General features: G+C 40.1%; 24 protein-coding genes and 1 pseudogene. 17 read left to right on the plus strand and 8 right to left on the minus strand.

The genetic code is table 11. The features are described 5' to 3' along the window. Position 1: 1 nt before the first annotated feature. From AVJ20_RS04140 to AVJ20_RS18305, 4 genes are all read left to right on the plus strand, one after another. Positions 2 to 1,168 (plus strand): GNAT family N-acetyltransferase, encoded by a 1,167-nt coding sequence (locus AVJ20_RS04140; protein ID WP_111884251.1) that lies wholly within the window; start codon positions 2 to 4, stop codon positions 1,166 to 1,168. 128 nt (positions 1,169 to 1,296) lie between these two features. Next, positions 1,297 to 2,598, plus strand: coding sequence for a DUF945 family protein (locus tag AVJ20_RS04145; RefSeq protein WP_111884252.1), 1,302 nt, complete (start codon positions 1,297 to 1,299; stop codon positions 2,596 to 2,598). A gap of 189 nt (positions 2,599 to 2,787) precedes the next feature. After that, positions 2,788 to 3,021 carry a hypothetical protein gene (locus AVJ20_RS04150; RefSeq protein WP_162689726.1) on the plus strand — a complete coding sequence of 78 codons (234 nt, stop codon included), beginning with the start codon at positions 2,788 to 2,790 and terminating at the stop codon, positions 3,019 to 3,021. A 75-nt stretch (positions 3,022 to 3,096) separates the two neighbouring features. Beyond that, entirely contained in the window at positions 3,097 to 3,255 is a 159-nt protein-coding gene (locus AVJ20_RS18305) for a hypothetical protein (protein ID WP_162689727.1), read from the plus strand. A gap of 41 nt (positions 3,256 to 3,296) precedes the next feature. On the opposite strand, the gene rlmKL is transcribed toward AVJ20_RS18305, so the two are convergent. Then, positions 3,297 to 5,501, minus strand: a complete 2,205-nt coding sequence (gene rlmKL / locus AVJ20_RS04155; RefSeq protein WP_111884254.1) for a bifunctional 23S rRNA (guanine(2069)-N(7))-methyltransferase RlmK/23S rRNA (guanine(2445)-N(2))-methyltransferase RlmL — start codon at positions 5,499 to 5,501, stop codon at positions 3,297 to 3,299. 221 nt (positions 5,502 to 5,722) lie between these two features. Between rlmKL and AVJ20_RS04160 the strand changes: the two genes are divergently transcribed. The 5 genes from AVJ20_RS04160 to AVJ20_RS04180 all read left to right on the plus strand — a co-directional run bounded on the left by AVJ20_RS04160 (position 5,723) and on the right by AVJ20_RS04180 (position 11,557). After that, a complete protein-coding gene (locus tag AVJ20_RS04160; protein WP_111884255.1) occupies positions 5,723 to 6,079 on the plus strand; it encodes a hypothetical protein in 357 nt (118 codons plus the stop codon). 369 nt (positions 6,080 to 6,448) lie between these two features. Continuing rightward, entirely contained in the window at positions 6,449 to 7,465 is a 1,017-nt protein-coding gene (locus AVJ20_RS04165) for an aspartate carbamoyltransferase catalytic subunit (protein WP_111884256.1), read from the plus strand. A gap of 9 nt (positions 7,466 to 7,474) precedes the next feature. Then, the gene (locus AVJ20_RS04170; RefSeq protein ID WP_111884257.1) at positions 7,475 to 8,710 is read left to right on the plus strand and encodes a dihydroorotase; all 1,236 of its coding nucleotides are present in this window, start codon (positions 7,475 to 7,477) and stop codon (positions 8,708 to 8,710) included. A gap of 221 nt (positions 8,711 to 8,931) precedes the next feature. After that, on the plus strand, positions 8,932 to 10,407 hold the full coding sequence (locus AVJ20_RS04175) for an OmpA family protein (protein WP_111884258.1): 1,476 nt from the start codon (positions 8,932 to 8,934) through the stop codon (positions 10,405 to 10,407). A 121-nt stretch (positions 10,408 to 10,528) separates the two neighbouring features. After that, positions 10,529 to 11,557 carry a DUF1311 domain-containing protein gene (locus AVJ20_RS04180; protein ID WP_111884259.1) on the plus strand — a complete coding sequence of 343 codons (1,029 nt, stop codon included), beginning with the start codon at positions 10,529 to 10,531 and terminating at the stop codon, positions 11,555 to 11,557. Between the two features lie 49 nt (positions 11,558 to 11,606). Here the strand turns inward: AVJ20_RS04180 and AVJ20_RS04185 are convergent, their stop codons facing one another. Together AVJ20_RS04185 and AVJ20_RS04190 are read right to left on the minus strand one after the other, a co-directional pair. Beyond that, positions 11,607 to 12,053, minus strand: a complete 447-nt coding sequence (locus AVJ20_RS04185) for a universal stress protein (protein WP_078188616.1) — start codon at positions 12,051 to 12,053, stop codon at positions 11,607 to 11,609. A gap of 141 nt (positions 12,054 to 12,194) precedes the next feature. Continuing rightward, the gene (locus tag AVJ20_RS04190; protein WP_078191806.1) at positions 12,195 to 12,638 is read right to left on the minus strand and encodes a universal stress protein; all 444 of its coding nucleotides are present in this window, start codon (positions 12,636 to 12,638) and stop codon (positions 12,195 to 12,197) included. A gap of 311 nt (positions 12,639 to 12,949) precedes the next feature. Between AVJ20_RS04190 and AVJ20_RS04195 the strand changes: the two genes are divergently transcribed. The 3 genes from AVJ20_RS04195 to AVJ20_RS04205 all read left to right on the plus strand — a co-directional run bounded on the left by AVJ20_RS04195 (position 12,950) and on the right by AVJ20_RS04205 (position 14,954). Beyond that, positions 12,950 to 13,957, plus strand: coding sequence for an alpha/beta hydrolase (locus AVJ20_RS04195; protein ID WP_111884260.1), 1,008 nt, complete (start codon positions 12,950 to 12,952; stop codon positions 13,955 to 13,957). Positions 13,958 to 14,038: 81 nt separating this feature from the next. Further along, complete coding sequence (locus AVJ20_RS04200; protein ID WP_078188613.1) at positions 14,039 to 14,383, plus strand: SMR family transporter; 345 nt, start codon at positions 14,039 to 14,041, stop codon at positions 14,381 to 14,383. Position 14,384: 1 nt separating this feature from the next. Beyond that, positions 14,385 to 14,954 carry a TetR/AcrR family transcriptional regulator gene (locus AVJ20_RS04205; RefSeq protein WP_111884261.1) on the plus strand — a complete coding sequence of 190 codons (570 nt, stop codon included), beginning with the start codon at positions 14,385 to 14,387 and terminating at the stop codon, positions 14,952 to 14,954. A 295-nt stretch (positions 14,955 to 15,249) separates the two neighbouring features. Here AVJ20_RS04205 and AVJ20_RS04210 read toward each other — a convergent pair whose 3' ends face one another. The 4 genes from AVJ20_RS04210 to AVJ20_RS04225 all read right to left on the minus strand — a co-directional run bounded on the left by AVJ20_RS04210 (position 15,250) and on the right by AVJ20_RS04225 (position 19,369). Further along, positions 15,250 to 16,419 (minus strand): benzoate/H(+) symporter BenE family transporter, encoded by a 1,170-nt coding sequence (locus tag AVJ20_RS04210; RefSeq protein WP_111884262.1) that lies wholly within the window; start codon positions 16,417 to 16,419, stop codon positions 15,250 to 15,252. 256 nt (positions 16,420 to 16,675) lie between these two features. After that, complete coding sequence (gene leuE, locus AVJ20_RS04215) at positions 16,676 to 17,326, minus strand: leucine efflux protein LeuE (protein ID WP_111884263.1); 651 nt, start codon at positions 17,324 to 17,326, stop codon at positions 16,676 to 16,678. Positions 17,327 to 17,399: 73 nt separating this feature from the next. Beyond that, positions 17,400 to 18,389 (minus strand): transaldolase, encoded by a 990-nt coding sequence (gene tal / locus AVJ20_RS04220; protein ID WP_078191801.1) that lies wholly within the window; start codon positions 18,387 to 18,389, stop codon positions 17,400 to 17,402. Positions 18,390 to 18,478: 89 nt separating this feature from the next. Beyond that, positions 18,479 to 19,369: a LysR family transcriptional regulator gene (locus AVJ20_RS04225; protein ID WP_111884264.1), complete on the minus strand. Its 891-nt coding sequence runs from the start codon at positions 19,367 to 19,369 to the stop codon at positions 18,479 to 18,481. A gap of 115 nt (positions 19,370 to 19,484) precedes the next feature. Here AVJ20_RS04225 and aceI point away from each other — a divergent pair, with 115 nt between their 5' ends. Further along, positions 19,485 to 19,910 carry a chlorhexidine efflux PACE transporter AceI gene (gene aceI / locus AVJ20_RS04230; RefSeq protein WP_111884265.1) on the plus strand — a complete coding sequence of 142 codons (426 nt, stop codon included), beginning with the start codon at positions 19,485 to 19,487 and terminating at the stop codon, positions 19,908 to 19,910. Positions 19,911 to 20,113: 203 nt separating this feature from the next. Next, a pseudogene (locus AVJ20_RS04235) lies at positions 20,114 to 21,260 on the plus strand (OmpW/AlkL family protein). A gap of 53 nt (positions 21,261 to 21,313) precedes the next feature. Here AVJ20_RS04235 and AVJ20_RS04240 read toward each other — a convergent pair. Continuing rightward, a complete protein-coding gene (locus tag AVJ20_RS04240; protein ID WP_078193989.1) occupies positions 21,314 to 22,834 on the minus strand; it encodes an acetyl-CoA C-acetyltransferase in 1,521 nt (506 codons plus the stop codon). A 241-nt stretch (positions 22,835 to 23,075) separates the two neighbouring features. Here AVJ20_RS04240 and AVJ20_RS04245 point away from each other — a divergent pair, with 241 nt between their 5' ends. The 3 genes from AVJ20_RS04245 to AVJ20_RS04255 all read left to right on the plus strand — a co-directional run bounded on the left by AVJ20_RS04245 (position 23,076) and on the right by AVJ20_RS04255 (position 26,866). Next, positions 23,076 to 24,467 (plus strand): 3-oxoacyl-ACP reductase, encoded by a 1,392-nt coding sequence (locus tag AVJ20_RS04245; RefSeq protein ID WP_078193988.1) that lies wholly within the window; start codon positions 23,076 to 23,078, stop codon positions 24,465 to 24,467. A 169-nt stretch (positions 24,468 to 24,636) separates the two neighbouring features. Next, entirely contained in the window at positions 24,637 to 25,491 is an 855-nt protein-coding gene (locus AVJ20_RS04250; protein WP_111884266.1) for a MaoC family dehydratase, read from the plus strand. 88 nt (positions 25,492 to 25,579) lie between these two features. After that, on the plus strand, positions 25,580 to 26,866 hold the full coding sequence (locus AVJ20_RS04255) for a serine hydrolase domain-containing protein (RefSeq protein ID WP_111884267.1): 1,287 nt from the start codon (positions 25,580 to 25,582) through the stop codon (positions 26,864 to 26,866). Positions 26,867 to 26,896 lie beyond the last annotated feature (30 nt).

The following is a 26,896-nucleotide window of genomic DNA, read 5'->3' on the forward strand; positions in this document are numbered from 1 at the left end:
GATGGATATCGATGTGTTAGATGCACCGTTCGACGAAACTGCGCTATATCATTCAAAGAATGAAACTAAGTTTGCGGTTCGAAATGCGACTGTAGAAGATGATGAGCAACTAATGAAAATTAGTGCTGAGAGTGTGCCAAGTAATGGCATTACCTTATCTTATGAGCGTCACCCGAGTTATTTAGCTGCTAGCTATGCACAGTATAATCGACCAGATTTAAAAGTGGTTGTCCCTGTGGACGATCCATCTATCGTGATTGCGATGATGAATTTGGGGTGGCGTTATTGTTATATCAATGGTCAGCCTGACCTAATACGTTATGTTGCCGATTTAAGAATGAATCCGGCGTATCGTGGTGCTAAAGTCATGCGCTTATTAATGGACTATGTCCACGATGAAATTCCGCAAGATACGATTTTTGAAAGTGTAGTTTTAAACGCTAATACTGTTGCTGCTAGTATTTTACATCATGAAAGATCAGGTTTTCCATTGCCATATTTTTATGACGAAATCCGAACCTTTACCGTTTCACAGGCAGTGAAACCAAAAACTTTCAATCAATATCAATTTAAAACCCTGACTGCTGAACATGTAGATGACGCGAATGATTTCATTTTAAAAATGAAAGACCATTATAACTTTTTACCTAGCTATGATTTTAATGCGTTGGTTGATGGTCAAAATCCATTTTGGGCAGGCTTAAATCTAGACGATTTTTATTTGATTTATGATCAGCACAATCTGTTGGTTGGACTCTACGGATTATGGAATCAAAAGAGTTTTAAACAAACCTGTGTGATCGACTATTCACGTCCATTAAAGTTGATGAAGCCGTTTTATAATGCCTATGCCAGTGTGCGTGGTGTGTTATCACTGCCAAAAATTCAGGGAACTTTTGATTATTTAATGTTGCATAGTCCACTATGTCATCCTGAACATCTGGATGTATTTGCAAGTTTGGTTTTTCATGCCAAGCAACAGACCAAGCGACGTGGCAAAGAAACCTATTGCATCACTTTGGCAGAGAAGGACCCGCGTATAGGATGGATGAAAAATACCACCTCTCACGTGTTAAAAGCCAAGCACTATTTTCATAGTTTTAAAGGCAATCCATATGCAGCTTTTGATCGTAAACGTATAAGTTATTTTGAAGCTGGGCGTATATAGTTGAAGTGATAGCCATCAAAAAATCAATTAAAACTGCCAAATCAATCATTTAATATCATTCTGATTGTGTACTTATGTAACTGAGTTCTTCAGTATACTGCGCAAAGAATAATCAGAATGAGAAAGACATGTCAAAATTGATGTGGGGAATTGGCAGTTTCGCGGTGCTTTCAGCAGCTGTGGTAGGAGGAAATTTATATGCAGATAAATCTCTTGCCCAATTTTATACACAGAATAATTGGTCAGCAGCTGTACAAGATGTTGATGTGAAGTACAGCAATTATCAAATGGGCTTGATGGGCGGAACGGTCGATTGGGTATTAACGCTGAAAACAGACCCGTGTAAACCCAAAGAAGTGATCGTATTGAAGGGTACCGATCAGATTCAACGTGGGTTGAAAGGTTATAATATCAACTCTAACTTTAAGATTGTTCAACAACAAAGTACGTCCGAATATGCCAAGCTTTTTGGTACGGACTTAACGGCAAAAACGTTGGTCAATTGGATTGGTCAAAGTAAAACAGATCTACAGATTCCTGCATTTAAAACGACTGCACAAGGTGCAACGGTACAAGCTGATGCCAGCCAATTGCAAATTCGGATCAGTAGTCTACCGGGGCAAGCCACTAAGGTATCTGAGCTTTCAATCCATTTACCTGTGGTTCGGTTGAGTGAAGGTCCAATGCAAACCATGGTGCAAAATTTTTCGATGAAGACCAATCAAGGTTTAAATCAGAAAAATCTCGAAAATGGTTTTGTTGAAATCCAAGCGGCTTCTATCAAACGTTTAGATCAAAAGTTCTCAGGCGGCATGCGTGGTATGCAATTGCGTTGGGAGACCGAACTAAATAAACATGATGTGGACTTTGAAGGCTACTTAAAAGCTGATGAGATGGATTTCCCAGGTTCACCGGTCACTAAAGATTTCGCACTGAATTTGGCATTGCATAAAGTTAATCTAGATAAAGTTCGTGCATTTAGTGAACTTTTGCATCAGGTGGAAAATTCATGTGATGCAGTGGGTGAATCAAGTGAAGAAATGACTCAAGCTTTCTTAGCTATCGCAAGCCAAGGTTTTGATTTTGAGTCTAAAGATAACTCGATCAGTATTGGTGGAGGTAAAGCCTCTGCAAATGTCGTGGGGAAAGTCATGCCGGGTCACCATGCCTCAATGGAGTCTTTTATTAAAATGGTGCCGAGCTTACTGGATTTTCAAGCAGACTTAAGTTTTGATAAAAATATGATGACTGCAATCATGAATAACTTTTTGCAATTACAGGGCAAAAGTTTGTCAGGACAGGAAGCTGAAGCCATGTTTGCTGGTTTTGAAACATCAGGGCAAGGCAAGCGCGATGGCGATAACATGGTCATGAGTATGCAATATAAGTTCGGTCAAAAGCTTTTTGGTCAAGCCATACAAAAGAAATAAGCAACCAGTAGTGAGTAGTTAAGTTTAAAAAATATAAAACCGTCATAGATTGGCGGTTTTGTATTTTTGGCTACAGAATTATGATTTTCAGTTTATCGGAACACAGCGGCCTAGCCATTGTTGAACAGTTGAAAAGTTGCTAGCGTCAATGGGCAACTAGCCAATGAAAACAACAATAGGAAAGACACCATGTCACACGATTATTTTTTTAGACGGAAACTTGTTCATTCATCCATGCCTAAATGTTCTTGGGTAAAACACAGTCTTATTAGTAGCATTTTTCTGATCGCTGTTCAGTCTACAGTTTTTGCGGGGACGCCAATTTCAGATCAACGTTTGTCGAATGAAACGCAAGGTAAAAAACAATTTAGTGAAGAAACCTTAGATATTATTGAGAGTGAAGCAGCTAAGCCCAAAGAATAGCAGCAGAACAATTCAAATCATAAATCTAATCGTAATAATAAGATCATTCAGGAGACCCAGCTTGAAGGCTCAACCATGAGTGATTATTTGCTTCAAAAGAAAAGGGCAGCGGATCAGGTCGGGTTAATACAATCTCCAGAAGTTGCACCGATTAACCGCATTGTGCTGCAAGAGCGACATGAAAATATTCGAGTAACGTATCCAGATGGAGTCGTGGTTGAAATGAAGCACTGACGTGCTTCATTTCATAGATCAGGAATTTCTAAAGTCAAACCTTAGATTTGTGGATGAGTGATTTTCCATGCACGGTGAATTTTGGTATTACGTTTAAAGTCTAGACCAATGGTTTCATTGCTGATTTCTTCAACATCAAACATTGCCATGATCACATCGTCCATCTCAAAACCACGGTAGTTGTTTGAGAAGTAAAGCGTACCGTCAGTGGTTAAACGGTTCATGGCACGTTTAAGCAAAGACATATGGTCGCGTTGGACATCAAACGTACCATAGAACTTTTTAGAGTTTGAGAAGGTTGGTGGGTCAATAAAGATCAGGTCATATTGCTCGTGACCTTCTTTCAACCATTCAAAACAGTCGCTAGAGAAGAACTGATGTTGTTCATCTGCATGATCTACAGTCAAACCATTCAGTACAAAGTTCTCTTTAGACCAGTTTAGGTAGGTATTTGACAAATCGACACTGGTCGTACTTGCTGCACCGCCAAGCGCTGCATGTAAGCTCGCTGTAGAGGTATAGCTGTATAAGTTCAGGAAGTGTTTGCCTTTGGCTTCTTTGGCAATGCGTAGACGCATTTGACGATGGTCAAGGAACAAACCTGTATCGAGGTAATCTGTTAAGTTCACCAAAATCTTAGCTTTGCCTTCTTGAACGATAAAACGTTTAGACGCAGTACTTTGTTTAGTGTACTGATTTTTACCTTCTTGGCGCGCACGTGTTTTAATGAAAATCGCATCACGACCTAAGCCTGTCACTGCACGAATCGCTTGAAGTGCTAAGTTAAAGCGTTTTTTGGCTTTTTCAGGGTCAATTTTTTTCGGTGGTGCATATTCTTGTACGTGTAAACGATCACCATACAAATCTACCGCGACATTAAAGTCAGGCAAATCGGCATCATATAAACGTAGGCAGAAAATATTTTCTTTGACTGCCCATTTTTTAAGATTCTGCATGTTTTTTTGCAGACGGTTAGTAAAGTCTTCTGCACCTTCAATTTTTTCAAATTGTTGCGGTTCCCAATGCTCTAGGAAAGGCTTTTGAACTGCCGCAGGTTTGACTGTACCAAAACGGACGTAAATTGGTAGCTTACCATTCATCAAACGCAAAATTTGTGGATCATTAAAGGCAAGGACATCGGCCTGTTCAACTTGTGCTGCAATAATTGCAGCAGGCTGATTTGGGAAGTTCTTTTGTAATAATGCCGATAGACCTAAATATAGTGCGCGGTTAGAGGCTTTATCACCTAAACGCTCGCCGTATGGAGGATTAGTGACAACAAAGCTTTTCTTACCTGTTGCTTGGAATTCTGGCCAGTCTGCAAGTGTACGTTCTTCAATTTTAATTTGATCAAGTACAGATTCGAAACCTGCAGCAATAATATTTTGTTTGGTCGCTTTTACCGCTTCCCAGTCTGCATCAAATGCATAGAATTGTGGGAGAGGATTTTCAAGTGCAGCTTTATGACGCTCAGCCGCTTCGCCTTTAATTGACATCCAAAGTTCATGGTCATGACCATTCCAACCATTAAAACCAAAACGACGAACAAGGCCAGGCGCGCGGTCAGTCAAAATCATTAAAGATTCAATGATAAAGGTCCCTGAACCACACATTGGGTCCAAGATAATATCGGGTTGATGTTGTTTAAGTTTTGCTTTCTGTAAGATAGCAGCCGCTAAGTTTTCTTTAATCGGTGCATCTGTCATGTAGCGACGGTAGCCGCGTTTATGCAGAGAGTCACCTGATAAATCTAAGCAATAAGTATGTTCAGTTTTGCCAGCTAATACATACAACGTAATTTCAGGTTGCTTAATGTCAATGCTAGGACGTTTGCCCACAGCTTCCATAAAGGAATCGACCACACCATCTTTAACACGTAAAGTTGCGAACTGAGAATTGACTTTAATGTCACGTTCGATGTGTAAACGCACGGCAAATGTACTTTGTGGTGCAAAAATAAGTGACCAATCAAAGTTTATTGCACCTTCATAGAGCTCTTCAGCCACATCACGTGCATCATGCGTGAACTCTAATTCATGTGTATGAATCGGGGTAAGTACACGGGAAGCCAAACGTGACCACATGCAAATACGGTATGCATCTTCAAGTGTGCCTTTGAATACAAGACGACCCGGGAACTGTTCAATATTTTGAACACCTAAACCTTCAATTTCCTCGCGGAGTAAGGTTTCCAGTCCATCTGCACAGGTAACCCAATATGTAGAAAGACGCGGTTTCGAATTCATGTAAATTTCCAAAGGCAAAAAAGCAATCGCATATTTTAACGTATTTTCGTGGATTTGGGCGGACGATATTGCGCTGAAACGGGAGAAATATCAGTAGAATTGAAAGACTTTATCAAATTTATTCTGTGTACATTGTGAGAAATATCACTTAATGGTACAAAAATTGCTATAACCCTGATCAAAATTCGATCTTTATAATATTGATATCATTAGGGGTATTTATGACAGGGCTGGCAATCAATAGTCAATCAAACGCATTTTCAATCGCAACCTTAATCTATGCGCGTTTACGTCGTGTGTCAGGTCGGGTTATTGACGCATTATATGTAGTTGAAAATGTCGAATATGCACGCTTTGTTTCTAATTTGGCTTTGGCAACGGCTGATCCTGAATTATCTCGTTTAGTTGCACGTTTATATAGTGAGTTGAATTTGCATGAAGTTGCAGTTTCAGTACCAGAAGAATCAATGGTTAACTCAGTATCGCATGAAACAGCAGAAATTTTAATGAGCGAACCGACTGCGGAAGATATCTATAAAGCACAGGTTGCACATCGTTATATCGGCGCCTTGCGTTAATTCAATCCTGCTGTGAGCAGTAGGTATATTTTTCTTGCTGCGCACAGCCTGATGTATAAACCAACTTCCTTATTTCAAGAGTTCTTGAGCTGCGCAGAAGGCGGCTGTTTATAGCTGAACTTTATCTGTTTGAAAGTATTCAATTCAATCAAAAATAAGGGTAGATGAAAGCCCTATTTGAAGGCTTTTCGAAAGGGGAAAGGTGAAGTTTAATTTAAAACGTTTAATTTATCTAATTGAAATGATAGATAGGAATTTGAAAATTCATTTTGAATAACATCATGCGTTTGCATTGAACGTTGAAAACTTCAACTGCCATTTGCCAAGATTCTCTGTATAATGCGTTAACTTAACGATAAGGAATCTCTCATGCACTTGGCGGCATTGCATACACCGAGCCAGATTCAACTCAACCAAGATGGTAACTTAAAACATTTCCTCACCATCGAAGGTCTTTCTAAAGAAACTCTCACAAAAATATTGGACACTGCACAGTCCTTTTTTAATGACCAAAATCAGCTGATTACCAACAACCTTTTAGAAGGCCGTACGGTAATGAACCTGTTTTTTGAAAATTCAACACGTACCCGTACCACTTTTGAAGCGGCAGCAAAACGTCTGTCTGCAAACGTATTGAACATTGATATTGCACGTTCAAGTACATCAAAAGGCGAGACACTGCGTGATACCTTGTGGAATTTAGAAGCGATGGCGACCGACATTTTTGTGGTTCGTCATTCATCGTCAGGCGCGCCGCACTTTATTGCCAAAGATGTTTGTCCGCATGTGGCAATCATCAATGCAGGCGATGGCCGTCATGCGCATCCTACGCAAGCCATGTTGGATATGTTGACGATTCGCCGCGAAACCAAAAAGAATTTTGAAGACATTTCCATTGCCATTATTGGCGATATTAAGCATTCGCGTGTTGCCCGTTCAGATGTCGCTGCATTGCAAACATTGGGCTGTAAAGATATTCGTGTCATTGCGCCAAATACTTTGCTGCCTTATGGTTTTGATGACTATGGCGAAGGCGTTCGTCTGTTCAACAACATGGAAGCCGGTATTCAAGACTGCGACGTGATTATTACTTTACGTATTCAAAACGAACGTATTGATTCTCCTGCGCTGTCATCTCAAGCCGAATTCTACAAAATGTATGGTTTGAATAAAGAGCGTCTGGCTTTAGCTAAACCTGACTGCATCGTGATGCATCCGGGACCAATGAACCGTGGTGTTGAAATTGACTCAAGTATTGCCGATGGCACTCAGTCAGTGATTTTACATCAGGTGACCAATGGTATTGCGGTACGTATGGCGGTACTGGCTTTGGCAATGCAAGGTCAGTTGCAAGATAAAGGTTTAATTGAAGCGATTGCGGTTTAAGGGATAGTCATGAGTATTGTTAAAGTTGAAAATGTACGTGTCTTAGATCCAATCAATCAAACTGACAGCGTACAGACAGTTTATATTGAAAATGGCCGATTGGTTGCCGAAAGCAATGCCGCTGAAACCATTGATGGTCAAGGCAAATGGCTGATGCCAAGTATGGTTGACCTTTGCGCGCGTTTACGAGAGCCGGGTCAGCAGCAGCACGGCACTTTAAAGTCAGAAGGTAAGGCTGCGCGTGCGAATGGTATTTTGCATGTGTTTACCCCGCCTGACTCTAAACCGATTGTGCAAGACAATGGTGCATTGATTCATGGTCTGGTGGAAAAAGCCATGCTAGATGGCGGCATTTATCTGCAGGTGATTGGTGCGCAAACTCAAGGCTTGTTAGGCAAGCAGCCGGCGAATATGGCAGGTTTGAAAAAAGGCGGCTGTACAGCAGTATCGAATGCCAATGCGCCATTTATGGACGATGATGTGGTGATTCGTACTTTGGAATATGCAGCGGGTCTGAACATGACCGTTGTGTTCTATGCCGAAGAACCGCAAATTGCCAAAGATGGTTGTGTGCATGAAGGCTTTGTCGCATCTCGTCAAGGTTTACCGATGATCCCTGCATTAGCGGAAACCGTAGCCATTGCAAAATATTTATTGATGATTGAAGCTACTAAAGTGCGTGCGCACTTTGGTCTGTTGTCATCAGGCGCATCTGTCGAATTAATTAAACATGCTAAAGCGAAAGGCTTGCCTGTGACTTGCGATGTAGCCATGCACCAATTACATTTAACTGATCAGTTGATTGATGGCTTTAACTCACTTGCACATGTTCGTCCGCCGCTGCGTTCTGAGCAAGATAAAGACTTGCTCCGCCAAGCAGTGAAAGACGGTGTGATTGATGCAATTTGTACGCATCATGAGCCGCTGAGCAGCTCAGCGAAAATGGCGCCATTTGCTGAAACACAGCCCGGTTTTACTGCATTTGATACCTATGTACCTTTTGGTATTCAATTGATTCAAGAAGGCCTATTAAGCCCACTGGAATGGGTTGAGAAAGTCACACTCGCACCTGCTAAAGTAGCCAATATGCAACAACGTTGGGCAGATGAAGCGGGTTGGGTACTAGTCGACCCAGAGCTTGAATGGACCATCAATAAAGACACGATTGTGTCAAATGGTAAGAACACACCATTAATTCAGCACACCGTTAAAGGTAAAGTGCTTCAAGCTTTTTATGCCGTTTAAGCTGAAGCTCAACATGGAAAATGTTGAGTCCTAGCATTTTAATTTGATATCTAAAAGTCAGCTTCGGCTGGCTTTTTTTATGAGGATTGAAATTAATAGATTGAAAATAGAAAAGAAATTAACGCGCTGACAAGTCCGAACAAATTATTACATTTGATCAAAAAATAAGCATATAAACTAAAGTACACATGAAAATAATGACAACCGCATGGAGTACAAATATGAATATAGACTTATTAGCGCTGATTAAGCAGCACGTCTCCTCGATTGTGCTGGACGGTGATACACAACACTTAACTGAAAAAAATTCAGCCATTAGCCAGTTTATTCCATTCCTGTTAAATATTTTTCGATCCAAACCTGAATTTATTGATACCTTTCAAAAACAGTTAAACCCTCGTATTAGTGATATATTTTCAGCAAATCCCACATTAAAAGATCAATTTTTGCAACATCTCGGTGGCGGTACGGCCACAACGTCAGAAATAGAGCAAACCTTAAACCACTCTATAGCTCCAACTTTAGGGGCACTTGAAAATGAAGCGGGTTCATCTGATCCCGTCGCAATCACGCATTTACTTGATAATCATGCAGATAGCATTTTGGCGGCACTACCACAATGGGCAGTGCCTTTACTCGCAGGTTTAGGGGTAAACACTGCAGCTGGCCGTACGTTACACCAAGCGCCTGTTGTTGAACCAACACCTGTTATCGTTGAAGAAAAACGCTCGAATTGGTTATTGCCAATTATTGCGCTGCTTATATTATTGGGTCTGATCGCATTTTGGTTTAAGTCTTGTACTAATAAAGAAGAACCAACCACCTCTGCAACAACGGTTGCACAGCCTGCTGCATCTCAGCCAGCACATTTGCAATTTAGCACCGGTACAGATGGGCAGTTAACCATCTGTCAAATTCAAACTGGTGATTCAAATTATCTTGAAATTTTGCAGCAACAAGTCAAACAGATCTTTAACTTTAATACGGGTTGTGGTGCTTCATCTGATGCCAGTTACCATACGCAATTTATTGATCAAGATACCATTCCAACGGTTCTGCAAAAACTTAAAGGTGTGCCAAATACCACTTTAACCTGGACAGAAAATCAGTTATCGATTTTGTCGCAAAATCCTGCGGATGCTCAAAACCTTGCCAATCAAATTAAGCCTTTAGCAAAAAATATGACGGTATTGGTTCAAGAAGGTGTGAGTGAACAAACTGCAGTAGATAACAGTATTACTGATGCACAAAAAGCATTAGCAAGCATTAACCCTGAACAAGTTCGTGCGCTAGATGTTGCGACTGCGCTGAACTTACAAATTATTAATTTTGCGACAGGTTCATCTGATATTCCTGACGTGAATAAATCGATTTTGGATCAAGCGGCAGCGTTAATGCAGCGCGCTACAGAAGTACATCTGACTGTACAAGGTCATACCGATGCTGTGGGTAATGCGGAAGCGAATAAAGCTTTATCGCAAGAGCGTGCACAAGCTGTGGTGGATTACTTGGTGTCGAAAGGCGTTGATCCTGCACAGCTTCAAGCGGTGGGTTATGGTCAAGAAAAACCGGTAGCAGAAAACAGCACCAAAGAAGGTCAATTCAAAAACCGTCGTATTGAGTTTGAAGTTTTAAATACCGAGAATGGCAAAGTACGAGATGTCACCAGCGAAGGCGTAACTGAAAAGACCAATTAAAACCGTACTAAATGAGATGATATATAAAAAATCCCTGCACATGCGGGGATTTTTCTCGTCAAAGCGCTGTAATTTTGAGTAAAATACGCCCGAAGAATAAAATCATAATGGTACTTATACAATGAAAAAAATAGTCATCACGAGCCTCATGTTGTCTGCGGCATTGATATCCGGCTGTGATAATTTTAAAAATAAAAAAGATACTGAAGCCAAAACGGAAGCGCCTGCTTTGGAAGATTGGAGTTGTACTGCACAAGCCAATATTGACCAATTGCAAGATCATTTAAAAAAAGAATATCTCAAAGAATTAAACAAAGAAATACGTCAGTCAGATTATGAAGCCGATCAGCAACTCATGGATCTGATTGTAAAAAATCTAAAATTTAACATTCAAAATGTCACGACTTTAACTGAAGACCCTAATAAAGCCAAAACATTGGAATGTAGCAGTCAATTGTTGGTGGTTTTCCCGAAAGGATTACAAAAGCGTGCTGAAAACGCCTATGCTGAACGACCATGTAACGAAGGCTGTGAAGAACGTGGTAATTATACTTTGAATGATTCACTCGAAGATGGTGAGTCAGGCTTAAGCATGGACAATGATCAGCTTAAAGGGAACTTTAGCTATAGCATCACTAAAACGGACAAAGATGGTTTAAGTTTAAGTGTCCCAAGTCAAAATGACGTAATTGATAGCGTTGTAACAGTGACACGTCATGCGGTGCTATATGCGGCATATAGTGCTCAAAATAAGCGAGACGAAGAATCCTATCAGCAAGGGATGGAGAGTCAATCTCAACAAATGAGCCTTGCACAAAAGGCGATGGATATTCGTAAGAAAGAGCTAGATCAGGATAATGCCAAAGTGGTGGATCGTATCAATCAGACTTGGGATCGTTTTAGTGATGAACAAAAGGCGCAGTTACAGCAAGATCAAGCAGACTGGTTTGAAAAGCGTGATATCGACTGTAAAGTGCTTGCACAAAAAAGTGTTTATTCATTAAATGAAAGTGAAAAAGAGACTTATCAAAAGCATTCGCAATACTGGGATGATGCGATGAATACGCAAAATCAAGAGTTGCAATATACCAAATGTTTTAATCAGAAAACTACAGAACGAATTGTATATTTAAATAACGTGTTTAATTGATCTAAAAGAAGAAAAGCCCTCAATGAAGGGCTTTTTTTTGAATCTTAGTTTATTGCTTGATGATCAAAACAGGAATTGGGCACTGCGTTAAAATATTTTGTGCTACGCTGCCCAGCATGGCTTTTTTTAAACCTGTGCGTCCATGCGAACCCATGATGATTAAGTCTGCAGAGATTTCATCAGCCACTTGTAAAATCCCTTCGGTTGGTGATACACCATGAATCAAACGGGTTTTAACTTCGATACCATCACGTACAAAGGTTTGTTTGATATCTTCTAAACGCAGCTGAGCACTTTTTTCAGCTTGCATAAAATATTCAGTGATTGCAGGTGCAACAGCATAGAAATCGACACCAACGAATGGATCAACAGCAACAACACTAACAATGGTCACTTGTGCATTTTGACTTTTAGCCAAGCTGAGCGCATGTTCAACAGCAGAATATGAAATTGGAGATTCATCCACAGGGACTAAAATTTGTTGATATTGACTCATATCTGCTTCCTTAATATTTTAAATGTTATCAATCTAATCTTGCTCTATTCACGATATTGTATGAATTAGACAAAAGGGTAAGCCTATGGGTGAAGGGTGTGCTGAATAGAAAAAAGCCCACATGATGTGGGCTTAGTCATCTTAAGCTTTTACAACCAACACAGGTAATTCAGTATTACTGAGTACATCTTGTGCGAAGCTGCCGAGTAGCATTTTCTTAAAGCCTTTACGACCATGTGAACCCATCACAATCAAATCGGCTTTGACTTCATTGGCTGCTTCTACCACACCTTCAGCAGAAACTTGGCCTTTAATGATTTTACTTTGTGCTTCTACACCCACTTCAGTTGTAATTTGCACAGCTTCTTTCAATGCGGATTCTGCATTTGCATAAGCTTGTACGAAATATTCTTTCATGATTGATGAAGAATAATAGAAGTCTGCATCGGTAAATGGGTCTTCAGCAACAAGGCTGATTAAAGTGAGTTGGCTGTTAAACGCCTTGGCAATAATTGCAGCTTTTTTAACTGCAGAAAACGAGATTTCTGAACCATCGACAGGTACTAAAATGTTTTGATATGACATGAAACAATCTCCTGTAATTTTGCTTTTAAACCCTATAGATTATTGATAACACATTGTCGTGCATGGTTCAATTTATTAATCTAAAAAATATTGTAAATTCATAAAATTACATAAATTAATGTCGATAAGTCGTCAAATAAATCTGAGCGGAAAACTCGGACTTTGTTCAAAAAACACTAAAATAAAATCGACTAATTTTCTCGGATTTTGAGCCTAAATGATCAATTTGAACTTTATAAAAATAAGCCTAAACTATATACAGTTTTAAATCTAAGATTTATAACAGAATTGATGCGATTGGATAGTTAGATATGTCATATAAAGTAGGGTTGGTTGTACTCAGTATTTGTTCAGTGTTGCATTTGTCTGGTTGTCAAAACACGCAAAGTAGTACCAAAGTGATTGCAGGTGCTTTTAACTTATCGACACAAGTTCAAAAGACCTTCATCAACCTACATGCACCTGACAATGTTATTGTGCAGTCAAATATTCAATATCTACAAAATCCAAATTTAAACTTAGATATCTATCAACCTGAAACAAGTACGGTTATTGCACCAAGACCAACGATTGTTTGGATTCACGGGGGCGGTTGGGTCTCTGGCTCAAAAGAACATGCAGGGGGATATTTTAAACGGCTCGCAGCCCAAGGTTATAATGTGGTTTCGGTTCAATATCAGTTTGCACCTGAAGCCATTTATCCTGCACAGCTCAACCAAATAGATGCTGCATTGACGTTTTTAAATCTACATGCGGCACAATATGGCATTGATTCTCAAAATATGTATTTGGCAGGGGATTCTGCAGGTGCAAATATGGCCAGTCATTATGCCGCCTTGGTTACGAATCCAGGTTTTGCGCAAGCGTCAAAGATTCAACCTGTATTAAAGCCTTCACAGCTTAAAGGGCTGATTTTGCATTGTGGTATTTATGATTTAAACAGCTTTGTAAATACTGCACCCACAGAGATTGGACTGATCGAGTGGGGCGTCTATAACTTAGTTCAGGCCTATACCGGAGACAAAAAAGATGATGCCGAGTTTTTAACGCGTATTTCAACGGCCTCAAATATTAATGCAAATTATCCACCAGTATTTATCAGCGGTGGTAATAAAGATTTTTTAACCAAAACTCAATCTGAGCCTTTTGTAGAAAAATTGAAGGCAAATAATGTACCTGTGACAGCGGTATTTTATCCAGATTCGAAAGAATTTTTGGTACATGAATATCAATTTATGATGAGTAAAAAGGCCAGTCAGCAGACCTTTGATCGTACTTTAGAATTTTTGCAACAACACACACAGACCGTCAAAAATTAAAAACAGACTTAAAAGGCTTGCAGAATAATCTTTAACTTAATAACATACCTACCAGTTGGTATGTTTGTTTTGGAATGATTAATGAATTCGGTAACATTGGCCTATGGCTTACTGTCATTGGCGATTATCTCAGAAGTAATTGGTTCGACATTTTTGGTGAAGTCAGAAGGCTTTACCAAACTTGCGCCTTCATTGGCTGTCGCAGTTTTATTCTGTTTAGCATTTTATTTATTGTCTCAGGTGATTAAAGTCATACCACTTGGTATTGCTTATGCCATTTGGGCAGGCGTTGGTATTGTTTTAACCGCACTAATTGGCTACTTTATCTTTCGTCAAAGTTTAGACCTCCCAGCCATGTTAGGGATAGGCCTGATTGTTTCAGGTGTGGTCGTGATCAACCTGTTTTCAACTTCAGCTGGACACTAATATGGATAATCCGCATCAGCGCAAGAAAGAGCCTCAACTGATACGCCAAAGTATTTTGCAGCACGCAATCCTTCTTGCTGCTGATAAAGGTGTTAATGGGGTGTCGATTCAAGCCGTTGCGGATTTAGTTGGGGTTACAAAAGGTGGTGTATTTCATCATTTTTCAAATAAGCAAAAGCTCTTAGAGTCCATGATTGTGATGCTTTTGGCTCAATTAGACGAGGTCGTTGACCGATTAATTGACGAAGACCCTGAGCCATACGGTCGTTTTACCCGAGCCTATATTGAAATTACTTTAGAAAAACAAATCATGGGTTTGCAACAGTCTTGGTCCGCGATTTCGATGACCATGCTGACAGATAAAACTTTTAATGAATATTGGATCGAATGGATGAACTCACGTTTAGAGCGTCATCATCAGACAGATTCGGATATCGAACTGAAAATTGTTCGTTATGCAGCCGATGGTATTTGGCTCACCGCTTTTACAGAAGTGGAAGACGAAAGCGAAACCCAATTATTAAAACAAGAACTGATCGCCCGAACGTATCGAGTGAAAGAGATTAAATAACTGATTTTACATACGTAAAAGTAATTACGCATTTTTAAAATTATTTTTAAGTCTATTCGACAGAGTCTTACATCTAGGGATTGAATAAAGGGATTAACCTTCGGCTGGAGGTACTCTTGAAATGTTGTTTCTCATTCGGCAAAATGAGAATCGTGCTACGTAAGGAAACCATCTTGCGGAGCATTGCTCCTCACCGCAAAAACATTTTTGATTATAAATAGTCCTATCTCAAACACATGCGGATGACGTTACCGCGTATCATTCTTTATTTGAAGCAAATTATTTAACTGAGGGCTTAATTTCTTTTATATTTGAAAATAGCATGCACGACTAAACCAAAGACCAAACCCCAAAATGCAGAGCCAATACCAAAAAACTGTACGCCCGATGCACTAAACAAGAAGGTGAGTAGAGCGGCGTCACGTTCACTCGCTTCTTGGAAAGCAATGACGATGTTGTGTCCAATGGTGCCTAGTAGGGCAATGCCTGCTAAAGCGGTAATAAATACCAATGGGAAAGCGGTTAAGAAACTCACCAAAGTGGCTGCAAACAGGCCCATCAAAATATAAAAGAAGCCACAGGTCATACCTGCGATATAGCGCTTTTTCTCATCGGGGTGGGCTTGGTCATCTAGACTGATGGCAGCACTAATCGCAGCAATATTGACACTAAAACATCCAAATGGCGCGAGTAGCGTTTGGGCTGTCCCAGTCCAACCGATCAGTTGATTAACGTGGGGTTGATAGCCATAACTTTTAATCATGGCTAAACCAGGTAAATATTGAGATGCCATATTGATTACAAAGAGGGGCAGCGCCAAACCCAGTATTGCTGAGATCGAAAATTCAGGTGTGACCCAAACCGGCTGTGCGAGTTCTAAATTAAGCGCCGGTAATTGAAAGCCAAGTAACAATGGACAAAGCATAATGCCAATGATCACCGTAATGACAATGCTATAACGTGGTAACAGTCGTTTACTGATGACATAAGCCGCGAGTAAACCCAGAACGAATGCCCATTCATTTTGTAAATTGACAAATAGCTCAATACCAAATTTAAGGAGTACACCCGCCAACATTGCACTAGTTAGACATTGCGGGATATAGCGCAGTATTTTTTCAAAAATGCCTAAAAATCCGAGTACTGCTGTCAATAAGCCACAGACCAAGAAAGCACCTAGGGCGGCATTCATGCTGTAACCATTTGCAGTCGCTAAAATCAGTGCTAGTCCTGCAGTGGACCATGAAGTCGCAACGGGATATTTAAATTTCCAAGACAGAATCAGCCCGCTTAAGCCGATACCCAAACCTAGAGCCCAAAACCAAGAGGTTATTTCTGCAGTGTTGGCACCGAGCATTTGTGCAGATTGGATCACCAAAACAGCCGAGACACTGATCCCGACTAAGAACGTAATAAAACCTGCAAAAGCAGCTGGAATGGAAAAGTCTTGGAGTAGTTTTTGCATAATGATCGAGCTATGACTATTGTTGGCGCAGATTTAGAATGACATTTTTCAGGATGATACGCTCAAGTCTTGTACAGTAAAAGTGCTTAACAAGATGTTAGGGAAATACTTTATTTATTCACGAACGACACTTTAACAAACGGCACTTTAATAGTACGAACCGACAACCTAGATTGTGGATGTTTCATCCATTCAAAATTTAAAAGCATTGTAAATTTTTATAATTAAAAAAATTTAACTATGTCTCACATGTCATTTACAACGTAGATGTCGCAAGTTTTAGACCAAATCCACAAAATAGAAGACCAACCGCTGCCACGCAGCATGCCGTAAATTTATAGCGATGGCTAAAATAGGTAGCCAGTTTTGCACCCGAAAAGATCAAAATCGTTAAATAGCTCATACTGATAATTTGCAATACGATCGCGAGTACGGTAAATGTAATCGCAGGATATGGATATGCAGGATCAACGAATTGCACAAAGAACGATAAGTAAAAAAGAATGGCTTTAGGGTTTAAAATACTGATGGTTAATGCAGTCTTAAACGGTTTCAATTCATTCAAACTCAGTTGCTTGGTGTTGAGTTGTTCTGGCATCTGAACGGCATTCCATGTTTGGTAGGCAGCCTTGAAAAGTTTGATACCTAGATAACTTAAATACAGCGCACCGACAATTTTTAATAATAAGAATAACCAAGGGAAGGCGTGAAGTAAGGATGCAGCCCCTAGAGCGGTGAGTAAGATTAAGATTAAATCGCCAGTATAAACGCCAAAAGCGCCTAAATAGCCGACCTTAATGCCATAGCGAGAAGCAACAGACATGACATAAAGTGAATTTGGCCCGGGTAAAATCACAATTAATATCGTACCAATAATAAAGGTCGTTAAGTCTGTGATTCCAAACACTGAAGACACTCAAATAAAAAACCGAAGCTGTAGTATACAACTTCGGTTCTAGATGAAACTGAAAATTTCTAATTTATGCTTTTATTTCAGCATCTAAGCCAAAAGTTTGACGCAGTAAGCTACTTAATTGCTCACGGGCTTTAATAAAGCCATCAATACCGCCTTGTAATAGTTGGAAAGACATTAAGTCTTTTTCAACTTCAGCTTTGAAAGTTTGCTTGTCGAGCACTTGTACATCGTGTTGACAGTGTGCATGCGCATGATGATTAGACAGTTGCACTTCAACGGTACGCTGATCTTTTTCCAGTTCTGCCAATAAATTTGGTGAAACTGTCAATAAATCACATCCTGCTAAGCCGAGCACTTGATCAATACTACGGAAGCTAGCCCCCATAATTTCAGTTTTGATGTCATGTTGTTTATAGTAGTGGTAAATCTGCTTAACTGATAACACGCCTGGATCTTTCTCAATCGGGTAGCTATCCACATTTTCAGCTTTTTTGTACCAATCTAAAATACGACCAACAAATGGCGAAATCAGCGTGACTTGAGCATCTGCACAGGCTTGAGCTTGATGCAAACCAAACAACAGAGTCAGATTACAGTGAATGCCTTCAGCTTCAAGGGCTTTAGCGGCTTGAATGCCTTCCCACGTTGAGGCAATTTTAATTAAGATACGGTTTTGATCGATACCATACTGTGCATATAAAGCCAGTAACTCTTTAGCTTTTGCAATGGTGGCATCAGTATCATAAGACAAGGCTGCATCGACTTCTGTAGATACACGTCCTTCGATCAATTTTAAGATTTCTACACCAAATTTGACCGTAAGAATATCGATGGTGCGCTCAACCAGCTCATCGTTTTGATAACCTTCTTTACGCGCTTGTTCAAAAGCACTTTCAATCAGTTCTTTATTTTCAGGTTGATTTGCCGCTGCTGTAATTAAAGATGGATTTGTGGTCGCATCCAATGGACGGAATGTATTAATCGCAGCTAAATCACTGCTGTCAGCAACAATCGTTGTTAGGCTTTTTAATTGGTTTAACGCATTTTGAGTCATTTGAAATCTAGTTCTTAATGTTCTTGGTGTACATACTTTTATAACACAATCTGTTTAGAACCCAACCAAAAAACGCCCAATTAGGCAGTCTAAATCGTAGTTTTTCGTGAATTTCGGATGTGATTAATCAAAAAATGAGCAGCCGAGCCGAGAGGTTTTTCACGGTTCCAGACTAAGTCGACGAAATATTCAAATTTGGGTGTGAAATCTTGAAAGCTTAAGATTTTGAGTTGATCTTTGAGCGTCGGATTTTCATTAAACATCTCTAATGGAAGCACACCCCAACCCAGACCTTGAATAATCATAGAACAGGCTGAGTGGTGGTTATCTGTACGCCAACTGTGTTTGGAAAATAACAATTCTGGTTTGATGCTTTTATCACGACTTGCAACCACGATTTGCCGACTTTGCAAAATTTGCTCAAAACTGACTTGCTTAAATTTAGACAGGGCATGTTTTGTCGCTGCAACAGGAACCAATGCTTCACGCTTCAATTCGACAAATTGTTCATAACTCTCAAGCTGTTCACGTTCAAACATTAGAGCAAGCTGCGCTTGACCCTGTAATAACATCTTTTGAGCATCTTCTTGAGGCGCAGAAAAAATATTGATTTGCAAAGATGGAAAATGAGTTTCTAGCAAAGAGATATAGTCGGTCCACTGCGTATGAAGCAGTTCTGATACCACCACGATATTCAGTGAAGACTCTAAACCATGACTCAGCGCAATCGCATGCTGTTTCCACTGATTGATTTCTATCAATAATTGTTCAGTTTTCTCATACAGGTTAAGCGCTTGAGCGGTGGGCACAGGCTCACGACCAACGCGCTCAAACAGTTTAAGGTTGAGATCAATTTCGAAATTCGCAATGGACATGCTGACAGCCGAAGGTACTTTGCCGAGTTGTCTGGCGGCTGCGGAAAATGATCCTGTTTCCATGACTGTTTTAAAAATCATCAGTTGTTCTTGATTAATATTCATGTGCATATAAAAAATAAAGGAATACAACCTTTCAGTAATATTGAAAGAACCTAACTCGATTAATCAATAATATAAAAATAAAATAAGTTTTTTACAAATGATAGAGTGTTTCAAAATGACGATTTCCAAGAGAAGGATTATTCATGCGCTAAGCTATGAGATCATCCTATTGGTGATCATTGCTATTGCGTTAAGTTTTATTTTTAAAGTTCCGATGGAGGTGACAGGTACGCTCGGTATTGCAATGGCGGTCACTTCTGTGATTTGGAACATGATTTTTAATCATTATTTTGAAAAATTTGAAGCAAAAAGAAAGTTAAAAAGAACCTTTGGTGTACGTGTTTTACATGCAATTGGATTTGAGGGCGGTTTAATGCTTGCAACCATCCCAATGGTGGCTTATGCCATGCATATGACCTTATGGCAGGCGATTTTGCTCGATTTTAGTATGACCATGTGTATTTTAGTCTACACCTTTATTTTCCAATGGTGCTATGACCAGATCGAAGCGTACCTAGGTTACCAACCACAATATCATTAAATTTCAATAAGAAAATCACATTGGCCTGTATTGATAAGTACAGGCCTTTTTTGCATTAAAATAGTGCAAAAGTTTACAAATAACAATATATAAAAACATAATATAAATATAAAAAATTATACTAATTACATAACTTTTAAACATAAGAACAAAGAATGTTTTTATAAGTGGATTAAAAAATATGCAAGACAAGGAGTTAACATATGAAATTGATAAAAATTGTCACACCTGTTGTTTTACTTGGGCTTACACAATTTACATTTGCAGATGGTAACTTTAAACGTTTTTTCTGTATCTGCGGGTTGGATGCATGTGATGCCGTAAGGTAAGGCGAATCCTTTTAATATTCGTACTGCTGTATCTCCAGTGACTACAATTCCTGTTGGTACTATTTCTCTAGGTTCATTACTCGGATCAATAGATGGGGATGCACAAGTTCCAGGTTTACCAGAGGGTATGACAGGCAAAGACATATTATTTCCAGTATTTGAGGAAATGCTAGACCAGCCTGATGATTGGTATGCACTGGGTTTTTTGGATGAGGATGGTAATCTAGTTGCTACAGAATCAGGAGATGCTGAAATTAGAGGGCTTGATCAATGGACTAATCAGGGTACAGGCTTAGAAGCAGATGATGTAGATACTTTAGGTTTAACATTTAATTATTATATTAATGATAATGTTTCATTACAGATGATTGGCGGGATTCCACCTAAAGTCGATATTAAAGGTGTGGGTATTATTAATGCACCATTATCTGGAATTGCAATATTGCCACCAACTTCTATATTACAGATAGCGGGTATATCTGAGTTTGAATTAGCACAAGCTATTGAAATTACCAACCTTGGGGCACGTAAAAAAGCTTCTACAGCGCGTGCTTGGACACCGGCGCTTGAAGTTCAGTATCAATTCGGAAAATCAGGTGTGAATAAGTTCCGTCCATATGTAGGGGCGGGCATTACGTATGCTTACTTTAACGAAATTAAATTAGATAAAGGCATTGAGGCAGATCTACAAGTGGCGGGTCATATGATCCAAAATATGTTAGATGGAAAAGGTGGCGCAGCTCTAGATCGTAAAGTGAGTACTGATGCGAATGGTGATGCCTATCGCATGAAAGTTGATGTAGATACCGATACGGCTATCGCACCAATTGTAACCGCTGGTTTTACCTATGACATTACTCCTAGCTGGTATGGTGTTGCATCAGTGTCATATGCAAAACTTAATAATCAGGCAACGATTAAAGTTTTGAATGAAACGACTGGGCAACAGATGATTCATTCATCTACAAAAGTGGATATTGATCCATTAATTACTTATTTGGGTGTGGGTTACCGCTTCTAATGTATAGGTATAAAAAACCGCTCATATGAGCGGTTTTTTATATTGCAGATTAATTATTTTTCAATAATTGCTGTCACACCTTGACCACCTGCAGCACAGATCGAAACAAGAACGCGACCTGAACCTTTTTGGTTCAGCAATTTTGCAGCAGTCGCAATAATACGACCGCCAGTTGCAGCAAATGGGTGACCTGCAGCAAGAGATGAACCTTTCACGTTCAATTTAGAACGATCAATTGAACCCAATGGTGCATCTAAGCCTAAACGTTCTTTACAGAACTTCGGATCTTCCCATGCTTTAAGCGTAGACAATACTTGAGATGCAAACGCTTCATGAATTTCATAGTAATCGAAATCTTGTAGCGTAATACCTGCACGTTCAAGCATACGAGGCACTGCATACGCAGGCGCCATCAATAAGCCTTCTTTTTTCTCTACAAAGTCAACCGCCGCTGTTTCTTGGAAGGTTAAATAAGCAAGCACTTCGTGACCGTTTGCTTTCGCCCATTCTTCAGAGGCAAGAAGGACACATGATGCACCATCAGTCAGTGGAGTCGAGTTACCCGCAGTCATCGTACGCGCATCGCCTTTACCAAACGCTGGTTTTAACTTCGCAAGTTTTTCTACAGAAGAGTCTGCACGTAAGTTGTTGTCACGTTCTAAACCTAGGAATGGCGTAATCAGGTCATCGAAGAAACCTTCTTCGTAAGCAGCTGCCATTTTTTGATGTGAAGATGCAGCAAGTTCATCTTGCGCTTCACGTGAAATACCCCATTCAAGTGTCGTAATGGCTTGATGATCACCCATAGAAAGACCTGTACGTGGCTCACCGTTTTTCGGTGCATCCATCAAATCTTTAACATTAATTTTAGTTAATGCTTTTAGGCGGTCTTTACCCGTTTTAGCAATGTTCAATTCAAGTAAAGCTTTACGTAAACCATCACCAAAAGCGATCGGTGCATCAGAGGTTGTGTCTACACCGCCAGCAACACCCACTTCGATTTGACCCAAAGCAATTTTATTAGCAACCAAGAAAGCAGCTTGTAAACCTGTACCACATGCTTGTTGAATATCGTAAGCAGGTGTTTCAGGAGCAAGTTCGGTATTGAGTACACACTCACGGGTCATGTTAAAGTCACGACTGTGTTTTAACACGGCGCCAGCAACAACTTCACCAAGGCGTTGACCTTGAAGGTTGAAACGTTCAACAAGACCATTTAATGCAGCGGTGAACATATCGCTGTTTGATGCAGTGAAGTAAGCGCCGTTAGAACGAGCGAAAGGAATACGATTACCACCGATAATAGCAACGCGGCGAACTGTGTTTTGACTCATGGTATTATCCTGTTGAACAGACGTTTGAGTTGTTGATTTTGAAGCTGTTTTAGGGTTTGAAGCGGGTGTCTTATTACGTGTAGATGCACGACGAGGACGGCTCGTTTTAGCGGCATCACTTGTAGACTTGGTTGCTGTGCCCGTACTTTTAGCGGTACGTGGTGTACTCTTTGATGTATTTGACACAGTTTCCGTGGTCGGAGTTTCGACTGCTGGATTTTCTTGAGTTGTTTTGCTCATAAGGCTTTTCCAAGCATGTGGATGATCTTCTTGTTGGGTACATTAGCATATTCACCAAATGGGTAAATTGACTAAAATGACATTCGCTAAAGCATTCAGGTCAAGCCATCTGCGGTTTAACTCAAGTATGATTCCATGGAAACTGATGGAACTATTGAAATATAAGTATCTGACATCATCTTGAAGTTAAAGGGATATCTTCAGATCCATCAAAAATTAATCTGTATGAGAGATAATAAACATGACTGATCAATACCAAACATTTGCAAAATCTCCTATTGGTAAATTTGTCATCAAAAATTTAGGTTTACCATCACCGACTTTTTTAGAGCGTTTTGAGTCTGCAACACCTGTAGTAAAAGGTGCGGTTTTATTCGGTGCAGCGCCTGCTTCAACATTATCTGGTGCTATTGCACAAGTCTTGGCAAATATTCATGCCAATAGCTATGCAGGCAATAATGCTGAATTACAACAAGCTGCTGCCAAGTCAGGTTTAAACCTAAGCGCATTTAATGAAGGTGATAAAGAGTCTAAGTTTAAAGTTGTAGTTTTTGATGCATCTGGTATTCAAAATTCAGAGCAACTTCATTCGCTTTATGCATTCTTTAATCCAATTGCTCGTCAAATTCAGGCATCTGGACGTGTTGTAGTAGTAGGTACAACGCCTGAAACAGCGAAGACTGTGAAACAAGCCATTGCACAACGTGCCCTTGAGGGTTTTGTGAAGTCTGTGGGTAAAGAATTTAAAAAAGGCATTGCTGCTCAACTTGTGTATGTAGATGAAGGGGCAGAAGCAAACTTAGAGTCTGCACTACGTTTTGTGATTTCACCACGTTCAGCTTATGTATCGGGTCAAGTAATTCGTGTATCGAAAGCAGACGTTGTTGATGTTGATTGGAACAAACCGCTTGCAGGCAAAACAGCTGTAGTAACAGGTGCAAGCCGTGGTATTGGTGAAGCAATTGCACATGTATTGTCACGTGATGGCGCGCATGTCATTTGTTTAGACGTTCCACAGCAGCAAGCAGACCTTGACCGTGTTGCAGGTGAAATTGGCGGTTCTACGCTCGCGATTGATATTACTGCAAGCGATGCCGGTGAAAAAATCAAAGCTGCTGCAGCTGCTCAAGGTGGTTTGGATATCATCGTGCACAACGCAGGGATTACCCGTGACAAAACTTTGGCCAATATGAAGCCTGAGCTTTGGGATTTGGTGATTAACATTAACTTGTCTGCGATTGAGCGTGTAAATGATTACCTTCTTGAAAATGATGGCTTCAATGCAAATGGTCGTATTGTTTGCGTGTCTTCCATTTCAGGTATTGCAGGTAACTTAGGTCAAACCAACTATGCTGCTTCTAAAGCAGGTGTAATTGGTGTGGTTAAATTTACTGCTCCATTATTGAAAAATGGCGTAACCATTAATGCTGTTGCTCCAGGCTTTATTGAAACGCAAATGACTGCTGCGATTCCATTTGCAATCCGTGAAGCAGGTCGTCGTATGAACTCAATGAGTCAAGGTGGTTTACCTGTAGACGTTGCAGAAACGATTGCGATGTTTGCTTCAACTGCATCGACAGGCTTGAACGGTAATGTGGTACGTGTGTGTGGTCAAAGCTTGTTAGGGGCTTAATACATTCCTCTTAAAATTCCCTCTCCTTTTAGGAGAGGGCTAGGGAGAGGTAAAAATTTGCTATAAATGGAATGGGGCTAACCCTCATTCTGGCCTTCTCCTCAAGCCATATATGGCGCAAGAGTAGAGGCTTTTAAAACATTGAAATAAAAACTTCCAAAGGTTTAGTATGAATACTCGCCATTTTAGTCAACTTCCAAAACCTTATTTAGCCTATCCAAAAGTGATTCAAGGCTTGATTTTTAAAAAGCCTAAAGCTGAAAAAGTGCTGCCGCAAGTTGAATATGTGGTGGATTCATTTAAGGTCGATCAAAAACATTTAAAAGCTTATAACGAAGTGTGTGGCTTTAAAAACAATGGTTATATCCCAGCGATTTATTTGGCGGTGCTTTCTCAAAGTTTGCAAATGCATATGATGACTACGGAAGCTTTTCCATTTGCGATCTTAGGTTTGGTACATATTCGTAACCAAGTGAAGCAATATCGCAAAGTAGCTGTGAATGAAACACTGTCATTGTCATGCAAATTTGGTGAATTACAGCCACATGATAAAGGCGTGCAATTTGACTTTATTACCACTGCAAAAGTGGGCGATGAAGTGGTTGTAGAATCATTAACTACGTATTTAGCACGTCAAAAAACAGAGAACAAAGCTGCGGCAAAATCTACCGAAACAAAGTCAGCTGAGTTGCAAGTTCAAGCTGAATGGAATGTTTCTGAAAATACCGGTCGCCGTTATGCGTTGACTTCTGGTGACTTTAACTTGATTCATATTCATGCTGTAACCGCTAAAGCGTTTGGTTTTAAACAAGCCATTGCACATGGTATGTGGAGTAAAGCCAAAGCCTTGTCGAGCTTAACTTTGCCAGATGCCTATGAAGCGGATGTCTGGTTTAAATTACCGATGTATTTGCCTTCTCAAGTTGAGTTCCTTACTGCACAAACGGGTAAAGATACAGAGTTTGCTATTCGAAATAGTAAGAACAAAAAGCCGCATGTCGCGGGAAGTGTGAAGGCACTTTAAGACTTAAGCCTAAATCGATATCGGTTTAGGCTTTTTTGTTTTAATCTCAAGTTTAAATCTCAAGTGATTCATATTCAAAGGAATGATGATGCAGGCGCTCAAAGAATATCTATTTGCACAGAAGAATAATTATCAAGGTACAGTCGACGAGGCGTTTCAAGATTTGGCGGCGCAATTTAGCCGGATGCAGGATGCTCGAACCCACTTAGGCGGAGCAGCCTTAGTGGTGTATTTTAAAGGTCAAAAAGTCGTGGATATTTGGACTGGTAAAAAGTCAGCTGAAGAAGCTTGGCAGTCCAATACGCCCTCGGTCTGTTATTCCACGGGTAAAGGCGTACTTGCAACGCTTGCACATATCTTAGTGAGCAAAGGCTTTCTTGATTACGATACTCCCGTTGCCGCATATTGGCCGGAGTTTGCTCAAAATGGTAAGTCGGATATCACATTAAGGCACATGCTGAGTCATCAAAGTGGTTTATACGATATCCGTAATATCATTGAAACAGCATCTGAAATGGCAGATTGGCCACATATGCTTAAAGTCATCGAACAAGCTAAGCCACGTTTTGAGCCGACAACTGATGCGGCATATCAACCATTAACCTTCGGTTGGCAAGTAGGTGGTGTACTTGAAAAGGCCACAGGTCGACCGCTTACAGAATTGATGCAACAGTATTTGGTTGAACCTTTAGAGTTGGATCATGCTTTTTTTGGTGTACCAGAGCATCAACTTGGTAAGGTTGCACGCTTGATTCCGAAAAAGAAAAAAGAAGAACGCACTATAGATGCTTCTGTTCAAGAAAATACCCAAGCGCAGACAACGAAAAAAAAGACCGAGACACGAAAACCATCAATCTTTGATCAGCTCCTGCAAATTTCAGGACAAAATTTGCAAGACTTTCAAGATGGTATGATTCCAAAAGGAATGCGCAAGTTTTCATTTTTTAGTGATGAGGGTTTGCAAGCCATTATTCCTGCGGCAACAGGCGTATTTAGTGCTAATAGTTTAGCGAAAATCTATGCAATGCTAGCCAATCATGGCCAGTGGCGAGGACAGACCTTAATCACACCACAAGTTTTTGAATCTTTAAGTAAAATTCAATATAAAAAACGTGATCGTATTATGCCTTTACCGATGAATTGGCGTTTGGGATATCATCGAATTTTAACTTTAGGTAAATCTAGTGAAGGTTTTGGACATATTGGTTTTAATGGTTCTGGGGCCTGGTGTGATCCGCAGCGTGATTTAAGTTTTGCTTATACACATAACTTTGCGACGGGTTCAATTACCGGCGATTATCGCTTATGGGGCTTAACTCAAGAAACGCTACGCTGTGCAGACAAAGCACTTAAAGGACGCAAGGGCTGGCTTTAAGATACTTCGGGATAGAACAGAAATTGGGGA

It is taken from the genome of Acinetobacter sp. CFCC 11171, from assembly GCF_003268405.1.
Lineage (GTDB): Bacteria > Pseudomonadota > Gammaproteobacteria > Pseudomonadales > Moraxellaceae > Acinetobacter > Acinetobacter amyesii.